4 protein-coding genes are annotated in these 13,003 nt (G+C 40.4%); all 4 read left to right on the forward strand.

All coding sequences use genetic code 11. From position 1 onward, the window contains the following. Positions 1-117 precede the first annotated feature (117 nt). Positions 118-7,206: a choice-of-anchor J domain-containing protein gene (locus Q763_RS02035; RefSeq protein WP_084595993.1), complete on the forward strand. Its 7,089-nt coding sequence runs from the start codon at positions 118-120 to the stop codon at positions 7,204-7,206. A 79-nt stretch (positions 7,207-7,285) separates the two neighbouring features. After that, complete coding sequence (locus Q763_RS02040) at positions 7,286-8,221, forward strand: PorP/SprF family type IX secretion system membrane protein (RefSeq protein WP_035130615.1); 936 nt, start codon at positions 7,286-7,288, stop codon at positions 8,219-8,221. Between the two features lie 24 nt (positions 8,222-8,245). After that, positions 8,246-10,105, forward strand: coding sequence for an OmpA family protein (locus tag Q763_RS02045; protein WP_035130617.1), 1,860 nt, complete (start codon positions 8,246-8,248; stop codon positions 10,103-10,105). A gap of 97 nt (positions 10,106-10,202) precedes the next feature. Next, a partial coding sequence (locus Q763_RS02050) for a hypothetical protein (RefSeq protein WP_035130619.1) occupies positions 10,203-13,003 on the forward strand: 2,801 nt, incomplete at its 3' end.

Consider the following 13,003-nt stretch of genomic DNA (forward strand, 5'->3'; position numbering starts at 1 on the left):
TTTTACTTTATAAATTACTGAATTCTAAAAGGATACTATTATAATAGTGTTTTCTTTTTGTTAATATTTGTTTACGTGATTAACACATGCTATTAACTATTCTAAACACTATTAACTATGAATCAAAAACTACTAATAACGTCACGGTTATTATTGGTTAAGTTCCCGAATTTTTTCTCGGGGATTTTCCATCCGGTAGTTCCAAAAAGCACTTTTGGGAAAGTATCCCTTTTAATGTTTTTTGTTCTTTTTGCCATTAATGCAAATGCGCAATTGACTACCGAAGATTTTGAAAGTGGTATACCTACAGCTTGGGGACAGGCAAACAACACAGTGGGTACATCTACTTTTGGTATTTCTACAGACGGATACAATTCGAGCACAGGAGCTGCTTTTATTGATCCAACTGCCGAGAACATTGGTGCAGGTAACACAGCACAATATTATTTGGTAACACCATTGGTTACCGTTCCTGCAAATGGTGAGATTCGCTTTTTCACTAAACAGGGTGATGCGGCAGAACATGGAAATATTTATCAGGTAAAACTATCCACAGCGGGTCAAACCGATATTTCCGGCTTTACAACTACTTTAGCCACATGGACAGAGAGTCAAATTTCTACAAACTATGAAGAGAAGGTTGTAAGCATCCCGGGATCTATTGCTCCCGGTTTAAGTGTTTATATAGCTTTTGTTTTGGTTAATGACCAGCCGGGTGCTACACCGGATGCCGATACCTGGTACCTTGATAATATAGGAGTACAATCGGCTGAGGTATGTGATCCTGTTTTAGCTGCCGACTTTACGGTTACTTCTGTAACTACAGAAACGGCAGAGCTTACATGGACACACCCAACAGCTACTAACTTTGAAATCCAAATTGTTGCCGATGGTGCTACACCAGGAGCTGTAGGTACACCAACCGATAATACATATTCGGCAGGTTCACTTACTGCAGAAACTGATTATGATGTATATATAAAAACTATATGTACAACTACAGAGAGTACTTGGGCAGGTCCTTTTGACCTGACTACAGCTATTTTAGGTACATCTTGTGAGGCGCCTATTGTTATACCTGATGATGGTAATACATTTACACTTTCTTCAAACCTTAATGCGTTCGTAAATCCTGATTTAGTATATACTGCTCAGGGTACCGACTGTGTACCTGACGGAGTATCTCAAAACTACCTTAACGGTGATAAGGCATTTTTAACCTTCACACCATCTCAGGATGGTTTACTTACCCTGTCGCAAACCACTTTACCTTTCGCTTCGGGTACAGGGTGTTTTGGTAATGCAAACTCTGGAGTATTTGTTTATGAAAGCTGTGCCAATGTTGGAGTACAATGTATAGATGGTACTATAACAACTGCTACAGCAACTCCGGCTTACGTTTCTAACTTATTTGTACAGGCAGGACAAACGTATGTAATTGTAATTTCTTCACCTTACGGTACGGGTACAAGTGTGTGTTTTGATTTCACAGCAGATTTTTCTACCTGTGCACCACCTGCATCATTCACGTATTCTCACTTATTACAAAATACTGTTTCTTTCTCGTGGGATAACGAAGCTAACTTAGTTTCAAACTGGGAATATGCTGCAGTTCCCACTGGATCGCCGGCACCTACATCAGGACTTAACAGTACATCTACAAATATTGATAATGCATTAACCGGCTTAACAGCGGGTACTACTTACGATTTATATGTACGCTCTGTATGTGGAGGTACTCCGGGCGAATGGAGCAATCCATATAAATTCACGACACAATGTGATGTGTTTGATACTCCTTATACTACAAACTTTGCAGGAACATCGGCTACTGCACCACAGGTGTGCTGGACATCTGTAGATGTTAATGCTGATGGTTTGAAATGGACATACCTAGGAGGTTATGCTACTTTACAAACCAATACTTATCCTGACTTTAATAACGATATGCTTGTAACTCCGCAAATTAACTTTACGGGAGCTCAAAAAAGACTTCGTTTTAAAGACAGAACTACAAACGGTGTTTCAAGTTATTCTATAAAAGTTTCTACTACAGGTATTGGTGGTGATGAGTTCACTACTGTTATTATGCCGGAAACCCAAATAACTAACACTTCATTTGAAGAAAGAATAATATACATACCTACTACAGTTACAGGTGCAGTAAACATTGCGTTTGTTGTGACTCCCGGTACAGGTAGTATCGCTACAAGAATCTCTATAGACGATGTGTTTATTGAAGACGTTCCTGCGTGTCCGGATCCGCTTAATATAGTAGCTGCAGACATTACTACTGATTCGGCTACATTATCATGGTCACAAGGTTTCCAGGAAACACAGTGGGAAGTAATTGTACAGCCTACCGGTACAGCTGCACCGGCAGATACTGATTCGGGCGACTTAACAACAAACAATATTAACTATCCTGTATCAGATCTTGAGCACTCTACACAATATGATGTGTATGTAAGGGCTTACTGTAATGATACAGATCAGAGTAACTGGGTTGGTCCATACGTGTTTATTACAGAGTGTGGAATATTTGATGTGCCTTACTTTGAAAACTTCAATACAGGAGATACCGAGAACTCTCATAAATTCTGCTGGAGTATTCTTGACGCTAATGAAGATGGCGCACAATGGAATTTCACTACTACTTTAGCTGCGATACAGGGTAACCCGTTTTTTGGTACACCGGTATTTGACGATTGGTTAATTTCTCCTGCTATTAATGTAGTGGGTACAAAAGAGCTTAAATTTAAATACAGGGCTGCATTCTCTTTCTTCTTCCCTAATCCACGATTTGGGGTACAGGTATTAATGTCTACCACAGATACTGATCCTGCGAGTTTTACAGAGATTATGCCTTTAATGGAGTTTACTAATACTGATTATATAGAGAAATCGCTTTACATCAATGCAAACGGTCCTGTTTACATTGCGTTTAGGGTTCCGCCTACATTCTCAACAGCAGAAGGTACTTCGGTATTCCAACTGGAAGATGTAAGGATAGACGAAGCTCCTGCTTGTCCTATGCCTAACTACGGTGAGCTAACGGCTTCAAACATAACTCAAACAGATGCTGTACTTGCCTGGACTCCGGGATTCCAGGAGACCGAATGGCAGGTAATCGTTCAGCAACAGGGAACAGGTGTTCCAACGGATACTGACACTGGTGATCAAACCACTAACAATACTGCTTATCCGGCAGAAAATCTATTACCAAATACAACTTACGAATATTATGTAAGAGCATACTGTAATGATACAGACCAAAGTGAATGGGTAGGGCCATATACCTTTACAACATTGTGTGAGGCATTTACTACTCCGTTCCTTGAAACTTTTGAACCGTCATCAGAGTCGGAAGAATGTTGGAGATCAGTAAACGAAAACTCTGATAATTATGCATGGACCTTTGATGCTACATTAGATGCTTTTGAAGGAATTCATTCGGCAGGTATTTTCTCAGGTTCAAACGGTAATAACGATGACTACTTAATTTCGCCAACTATTACGGTTACTGCTGGTCAGCGTTTAAGATTCCAGTATAGAACATACACTGAGTATTTTGAGGAAGATTTAGAGATAAGACTTTCTGTAAATGGTAACGAACTGTCTGAGTTTACTACTGTACTTTATAATAGTGATGACGATCCAAACCCTATAAATAACCCATATTGGAAGGAAATGATACTTAACCTTCCTGCGGGTATAACGGGAGATATTAATATTGCATGGGTAATACCACAAAGAGAGCCTAGCCCGCTGGGATACAGAGGACAGACATTACTTATTGACAATGTGGTTATAGAAGATGTTCCTACGTGTGCTGCTCCAAATAACCTTGCGGTTAACTCTATTACCGATGCGTCTGTACAATTATCATGGAATACCAATGGTGATGAAACAGCTTGGGATATTTATGTACAACCGGCAGGTATGGGTGCTCCTGTAGGAGATGGTGATCCGGAATACTTATCTACGGTTGATTCTAACCCTACAACGGTTAACGGACTTACAGCTGCTTCTCAATACGAGTACTATGTAAGAGCAGCATGTAGTGATACAGAAAAGAGCGAGTGGGTAGGGCCTTATGTATTTACAACACTATGTCCTTTAGCTACTGCTTGTGAATATACATTTACACTTACTAACGATAGCGGAGGATTCTCTGGTGAGTTACAGATTATCCAGAATGAACTGGTAGTAACTACTATTGATCTACCTGGTTCAGGTGCAGGTACTATTACGGTTCCTGTGTTCTTATGTGACGGAGTTGAATTCTCTGTGTACTGGGATGGTTTAGGATCGTATGTTCCAGGTAGTAGCTCAAGTGCAGTGATTACAATAGCGCAGGGTGGTTCAACAATCTGGACAAGCCCGTCTCCGCTAGATCAAATGAACACTATTCTTTACGATGGTTTTGCTTCATGTAGTACGGTTACCTGTCCGCAGCCTACAGCGCTTACTGTAGATGCTAACGGTGTACTTTCATGGACAGCAGGAGGTAGCGAAACACAATGGGAAGTTTACCTTCAGCCATTAGATAACGGTACATTACCACAATCAGGTATTATCGTTGATACTAACTCTTATACACCATCGGCAGCCGACTTCAACATGCCTGAAGAAGGTACTTATGAGTTCTTTGTAAGAGCCGTGTGTGGAGAAGGAGATGAGAGCTTCTGGTCTGGTCCTCAGGAGTTTGTTAGAAACGATTCAGCCGATACAGCACTTGTAGTTCCTGTAAACGGTACTGAAACTTGTGAAGAATCAGTAAGTAAAATAAGTTTTATCAATGCTACGGTATCACCTGAGCCAATGACTTGTGCAGGTGCTAACGATGGAGATGTTTGGTTACAGTTTGATGCTGTTGCTAAAGTTCATACAATTAGTTTAACAAACTTCTCAGGGTCATACTACTACAGTGGTGGTAACCCACCTCATGCAAATGTAACAATGACACTTTACCATGTAAACGGTACTGTACTTGAAGAACTGGCTTGTTCTGAAAACAATGTTATTGTTGCAGCATACAGTTCTGAACTTATAGTAGGCGATACATATAAAGTTAGGTTAACCCTTAACGGTACAGCTCCAAACGAGCATACTTTTGATGTTTGTATTACTACTCCGCAGGATTTATGTGCTTTAGATGCTGTTAACGGCGGATTTGAAACTCCTCCATCTGTTTTTGGTATAAATAACTTCTACGATCAACACGTAGTACCGGGATGGAGAAACAACCTTACTGAGGAAGATACATCTCTTTACAACACAATCTTCTTTAGTGACACATTTGGTGTAATTGGTTATACTCCTTATGAAGGAGGTCAGTCTATCCAGCTAGTATCTGCAGACAGTTCTGAACCAACAAATCCTGATGATTTAGTAAATATTAAAGGTACATACCAGGACTTTGATAGTTCTGAAGTAGTAACTTACAACTATAGCTTTGCTCACCTTTCAAGGTCAGACGGTACAGTAGTACAATTATACGCAGGTCCTCCTGCAGGTCCGTTTGAGCTTCTTGTAGAGCAGGCAGGTACAGTAACATGGGCGGTTTATGAAGGTGAATACAATGTTCCTGCAGGACAGGATGTAACAAGATTCATATTCAGATCTAAAGACAACGCAATTGGTAACATTATCGATGCAGTAAGTATTACAGCAAACAATGAGATTGTTACAGAGCCTCAAACTTTAGATTGTACCGAAGATACTCTTACACTTGAAGCAAAAGGTGTAGGTGAGTGGAGTGCTGATGAAAATAACCCTACAGAGGTTGTGTTTGAAGATGCTGCAAACAGCACTACAACAGTTAGCGGACTTATAGCTTCGGGTGATTATACATTCTACTGGAATACACGTTACTGTGAAAACAGTTTAGTGATTACAAACATCGCTGTTGATGATGTTCCTGAAGTAACCTCTCCTGTAGAGTATTGTCAGGGAGCAACTGCTGAAGCATTAACTGCTGCAGAGGTTGAAGGTTATACTTTAGCCTGGTATACTGTACCAACTGAAGGTACAGCCGAAACTGAGGCGCCTGTGCCTTCTACAGAAACTGTAGGTACAACTTCATACTATGTAGCTTATGTAAATGCTGAAGGTTGTGAAGGGCAAAGAGCACAAATTGATGTTGTTATCAATGAACCGGTTGCTGCTGTGGTTGAGTTTAGTTATGACTCTCCTTCATGTATTAACTCTGGTGATGAGCTAATCCCGAATATCGGTACAGACTTCACTTTTGGAGGAACATTTACATCTGCAACACTTACTGTAGATCCTGAAACAGGTATTGTAGATCTTACAACTGCTACCGAAGGTACTCACGAAATTGTGTACACTTTTGAGAATAATGTTGTAACCTGTACAGCTGCCGGTACATATACTGCTACCGTAGAGCTTGTAGGTGCAATTACTCCGGTAGTTGAGTTTAGCTATAACAGTGTTTACTGTTATGACAGTGGAAATGTATTACCGGAAACCGAAACAGGCTTCACAACCGGTGGTGTGTTTACTGCAGAAGCAGGACTTGTGATTGACCCGGTAACGGGTGAGATTGATACTATGGCTAGTACAGCCGGTACATATACGGTTACTTATACTATTGAGGCTGATGAAGCTACATGTAATGTAGGCGGAACTCATACTGCAACTTTAACTGTTGTAGGAGATCTTTCGGTAGGTATAGATCAGGAGTGTAGAGGCAGCAGCACCTGGCTGGTTGCTACTGCAGCAAACGGTACTTTTGGTAACGATGTAACTTATGTATGGAGAAATGAAGACGGTATAGCTGTAGGTTCAGACAGTGCAGAATTTAACGTGTCTGAATACTTTACTTCAAACAGTACACTTGAACTTCCGTTAGGCTTTACCCTAACAGTAACTTCAGGTTCATGTACAGGAGAGGCAGCTTACACAGTAGAAACAATGATGTGCCAGATACCACGTGGTATATCTCCAAACGGTGACGGAGATAACGATACGTTTGACTTAACTGACCTAGGGGTTAGTGAGATCGTTATCTTCAACCGTTATGGTAAGCAGGTATTCGAGCAAGGTAACGGATACACTAACCAGTGGCATGGTCAGGATAAAAAAGGTAACGACCTTCCTGACGGTACATATTTCTATAGCTTAACAAAATCTAACGGTGAACAATTAACCGGTTGGGTTTATATAAGCAGGGAATATTAATATTTAGTAAAGGCAGCCTGTCTGTCTGTTTAAGGCAGGCAGGCTTTTATTAATCTTCATTTCACATCGACACACTTCAATGAAAAGAATATATATAACAATGGCTATTGCTTTTGCCGCTGTATTTAGTGCAAAAGCACAGCAGGATCCTCATTATACACAGTACATGTATAATATGAATGTGGTAAACCCGGCTTACGCGGGTTCTAAGGAAGGTCTTTCCGGAGGATTACTGTACAGGGCACAGTGGGTAGATATCGAAGGGGCTCCAAAAACAGGAACACTTTCATTACATAGCCCTGTGGGTAAAAATGTAGGTTTAGGGCTATCTGCCATAACCGATAAAATTGGTCCGGTAGAGGAAAACAATGTATACGGAGATTTCTCTTATACACTTGATTTAGGAGGAGAGCACAAGCTTGCCTTAGGTTTAAAAGCAGGACTTACTTTCCAGAATGTAGGGCTGTTTAGTGATATTGGTAATGGGTATGTACCATCAACATCAGATGTTGCTTTTAAAGAAAACACCAGTAACACTTACTTTAACATAGGTACAGGTTTGTTCTATTATACAAACAAATATTACTTGGCTTTCTCGGTTCCAAACATGCTAAAAACAAAGCATCTTGATGTTAGAGAAGACGGTAGCGAAAGACAGTTCGGGTCTGAAGTACAGCATTATTTCCTAACAGGAGGTTATGTGTTCGATTTATCGGCTAACACAAAAATGAAACCTTCTGCAATGCTTAAGTCGGCTTTCAACGCACCTACTTCGCTTGATTTATCGTTAAACTTCCTGTTCTTCGATAAGTTTGAAGTAGGAGGTACTTACAGGCTGGATGACTCGGTTGGTGCTATGGTTAATTATGCTGTTACACCAAGTATAAGGATAGGTTATGCTTACGATCATGTAACGTCTGATCTTAATGTTACTACACCGGCATCACACGAGGTAATGCTTTTATTTGATTTGAACAAAAGGAAAAAAGTATCTGTTTCACCAAGATTCTTCTAACCAGATAAATGAGACTCTTTTAATATGAAAAAAATATATATCGCAGCAGGGCTTTTAATGGCACTGTACGGAAATTCCCAAACTAAAGATACTCAGAAGGCAGATGCTCTTTATGAAAACTCAAGGTATACAGCTGCTATAGAAGAGTATCTTGGTTTAGTTAACAAAAACAAAGCCGATGCTTATGTGTATAAGCAACTGGCAGACAGTTACTATTCTGTTTTCAATATGGCTGATGCTGCCACTTGGTATGCAAAAGCTATTGAAGATAAACAGGATGTCGAAACCTATTACAGGTATGCTGTAGCTTTAAGGGCACAGGGTAAATATGCCGAGGCTAACCGACAAATGGATACGTTTGCATCCATGCTTCCTAACGATCAGAGAGCACAGCTACACAAATCAAATCCGGATTATATTCCCGCATTAAACAAACAAAACAAGCTTTTTGATGCTGCGGAGGCAGATGTTAACAGTACAGATAAAAGTGATTTTGGTGCTGTACTGGCAAACGATAATACACTTTATTTTGTAAGTACAAGAAACACTTCGGCTACCGATGATTACGGTCAGCCATACATAGATATATACAGTGCGGTAAGAAACGATAATGGTTCGTTCTCTGAAGCTGTTGCTGTAAACGAACTGAATACACGCTTTCATGATGGTCCCGTTGCTATTAGTGCAGAAGGGAACACCATCTACTTTGCCCGAGATGGTCATGCAGATGGTAACTATGTAAAAGGAAGTAAAGTTAAATTAGCACAAATTGGTTTGTACAAAGCGACTAAAACCGATGGTAAGTGGCAAAACATTACAGCATTGCCTTTTAACAGTACTGCTTACTCAGTAGGTAGTCCAAGCCTTAGTGCCGATGGTAAAATGCTTTATTTTGCATCAAACATGCCGGGCGGACTTGGAGATACAGACATCTGGAAAGTAAGTGTAAACAGCGATGGTACTTATGGTACTCCGGTGAATCTTGGTAAAGAGGTTAATACTCCGGGTAAGGAGAATTTCCCTTTCATTACAGATAATAATATACTTTATTTCTCTTCAATTTCACGTCCGGGATATGGCGGATTCGATATTTTTAAAGCCGATTTAAACAAAGGTGGAGAGGCTGTTAATTTAGGTAAACCTGTTAATAGTGAGAAAGATGACTTCTCTTTTAGCTTCAATGCTCAAAAAAATGTAGGATATTTTTCATCAAATCGTAGTGGTGCAGACAATATTTACACTGCAATTCCAGTTTGTAGGGTAGAAGCGATTGCAACTGTTACAGATGTAAAGACTGGTAAACTTCTGGCTGATGCCAAAGTAGCCATATTAGACAACCGCAATAATGTGATTGAAACAAAACAAACGGGTAGTAACGGTGTTGCATCTTATGATGTGGATTGTGATACTGATTATGTACTTGAAGTTTCAAAAGCAGGGTATGATAGTGCAACATTTGCCATTGCAAAAACGCAGGAAAAACAGGTAGCGGTACCTGTAGCATTAAAACCGGTTAACGAACTGATTAAGGAAACTCATATTGAACTGGCCGATATTAACTTTGAATTCGGAAAGAGCAACATCACAAGAGAAGGTGCTCAGGAACTGGATAAGTTAGTAGAGATTATGAACGATTACCCAAATATGGTAATTTATGTAAAAGCCCATACCGATACAAAAGGTAGTGCTTCTTACAACATGACACTTTCTGAAAAGAGAGCACAGGCAACAGTTTCTTATGTAATTTCAAAAGGTATTAGCAAAGACCGTATTACAGGAAAAGGTTTTGGAGAGACAGAACCAAAGGTAAATTGCGGTGAAAACTGTACCGATAATCAGAACGCTGCGAACCGTCGTTCGGAGTTTTTGATTGTTAAGAAGTAGTATAACTACTGTTAAATAAAGATTGCAAAGGCGAAAATAGGTGGTTTTCAGGTTTAAATCACCTATTTTTGCCGTTTTTAAAAAAGGCTTAAAAGAAATGAAAAAGATTATTGCCTCGTGCCTGATGTTCCTGTCAGTATTTACTGCTTTTGCTCAGGGCGAACCAAATGATTGTGTTAATGCAATTACAGTGTGTGGGAACGGCACATTTGTCTCAAATGCCAATGGTATTGGCCAAGTTCAGGAAGTTACCGGATGTGGCGGTTTTGAAAACAACTCTATCTGGATTAAAATCAATATTGTACAAGCGGGAAACCTAGGGTTTGACTTAGTGCCTGACGATACTGATATTAATGTAGATTATGATTTTTGGGTTTATCCCGCTAATGCCCAGTGTGGCTCTCTTGGTGCGCCTATACGTTGTTGTACCACTAACCCTGTAATGGCTGGTTTAACCAACAACCATACGGGTATGAACGGTAATACTTTGATCACACAGTCTGGCCCTGGTGCCGATGGTGACGGATATGTTAGATGGCTTACGGTATCACCGGGGCAATCCTATTATATTGTAATAGACAGACCGATAGGTGACGGAGGTTTTTCAATCAACTGGACAGGTACTGCAACCTTTGGAGACGGGGCTTTCCCTCAGGCACCAGATGCAAACCAACTTGATGAGGTGAGAACCTGTAGCAATAACCCTAATGTTGGGGTTTTTGATTTAGGAGCTTTAAAGCCTCAAATAAACAGCGATACTACAAATAATACAATTGAGTTTTTTACCAGTGCTGCAAATGCTGTAGATGGTACTTCTCCGTTAAGTGATATTATTTCAAATACATCTAATCCCCAGCAAATTTATGCTAAGGTTACAGATAATACTACAGGATGTTCTTCTATTACTGATTTTACAATAGCAGTATATCCGTTACCAAATATAACTGTTACCGCTTCACCACAGGACGCCTGTCCGGGGGCTGATGTAACAGTAACTTTTACAGGTCCTGCAAATGCAAACTTCAATTATAATATAGATGGCGGCGCACCGCAATCGGCAACTCTGGATGCTAATGGTTCTTTCACCATAACTCAGGGTTATATGCAGGATACTACTTATACTCTGGAGGATGCTAACATAACAACTTCAGACGGTACTGTGGTATGTAGCCAGTCTTTATCCGCTTCTGTTACTATCAATGTGAACGATATAGAACAGTTGGTATTCACTACAAATGGTCCGGTATGTTCGGGTGATGACGGTGTTATTACTTTAACAGGTCCTGCGAATGCAACGGTGAACTATACCGTAGCTTCAAACTCTTCTCAAACAATCACTCTTGATGGTACAGGTCAGGGTATAATAACACTACCGGCTCTTACTGCTACTACTGATTTTATAATTATAGATGTAACAGATGCTCAGGCTCCGTTTTGTACGGTAACACTTAACGAAACAGGAACTTTAGAGGTAACAGGTGCTCCTGTATTAACAGAGCCCGAACCAATGCACGAATGTATAGACGGTAATACTGGTGTAGCTTCTTTTGATTTAGAAAGTAATAATGATGCCATAACAGGGGGAGGTACTTTTGTTGTGACTTACCATATGTCTCAGGCAGATGCCGATAATGATACGGGAGCGATTGCATCTCCTTATGAAAGTGCATTAGCAAACCAAACTCTTTTTGTAAGGGTAGAGCTGGGTAGTGGTGCTTCGTGTGTATCATTTACCACTATAGATCTTATTGCAACAAATGCCCCTACAGTAACAGCCCCGGCTCCGCAGGTGGTTTGTGATGATAATGCCGACGGATTAATGCAGTTTGATTTAACTTCAACCATTAATGTAATTACAGGAAATAATGCCTCTTATCAGGTTTCGTTCTTTATTTCACAAACAGATGCAGATGCAGATACTTCTGCAATAACAAACCCTGCAGCTTATACTAATACTGTATCAGGAGGGCAAACTATTTTTGCAAGAGTAGTTGATCCTGCTAATACAGTATGTTATGCTACTACTTCGTTTGACTTGGTAGTTAATCCTTCACCACAGGTTCCACCGGTGATTTCTGATTACGAGTTATGTGATTTTGATGGCGATAATGTAGAGGTATTTGACCTTACTACAAGAGCTGCCGAGATAGGTTCGTTTACACTTAGTTACTATACCTCTCTGGCAGATGCTGCTACTCCTGCAAACGCTATTGTAGATCCTGCAAACTATCAGTCGGGTGGAGAACCTGTTTATGTAAGATCTGAAAATGCTAACGGATGTTTTTCTGTAACGACTTTCAATACCGTTGTAAATATTTTACCGGTTATAAATAACCCTGCTCCTGTATTTGCAGGTTGTGAAGAGGTTAGCGGTCAGGCGGACTTTGTGCTACATAATCATGATACTGCTGTAACAGGCGGACAGTCAGGCATGACGGTTCGTTACTTTGCTACCCAGGGTGCGGCTGAGATTGGCGACCCTGCAGACGAATTGCTTGCTGTATACGTATCTCCTACTACAAATATCTATGCCAGGGTTACTGCAACAGCAACTGGTTGTTGGGTAGTGATAACAGTTCCGTTAGAGGTAATTCAGGCACCTATAGGTGAAAACCCTGATGCGCTTGAAGAATGTGATCTTAACGGAGACGGTTCGGCTAAGTTTAATCTTCAGGCAGTGCTTGATGATCTTGAAACTCAAATGCCGGGTGTTATTGCTACAGCGCATGAGACTCAGGATGATGCTGATATGGCTACCAATGCTATAACAGAAACAACAGAATATATTTACCTTCCTGTAACGAACCCTTCAGGAATTATATACATAAGATTACAGTCGGGGCAAACAGAATGCTACGACGTAATTGAACTACAACTAATCGTTCACCCTGTCCCTGA

Source organism: Flavobacterium beibuense F44-8 (assembly GCF_000769915.1).
Taxonomy (GTDB): Bacteria; Bacteroidota; Bacteroidia; order Flavobacteriales; family Flavobacteriaceae; genus Flavobacterium; species Flavobacterium beibuense.

Coding starts and splice junctions, on each gene's coding strand:
- Q763_RS02035 (WP_084595993.1), top strand. CDS start 118: ATGAATCAAAAACTACTAATAACGTCACGGTTATTATTGGTTAAGTTC.
- Q763_RS02040 (WP_035130615.1), top strand. CDS start 7,286: ATGAAAAGAATATATATAACAATGGCTATTGCTTTTGCCGCTGTATTT.
- Q763_RS02045 (WP_035130617.1), top strand. CDS start 8,246: ATGAAAAAAATATATATCGCAGCAGGGCTTTTAATGGCACTGTACGGA.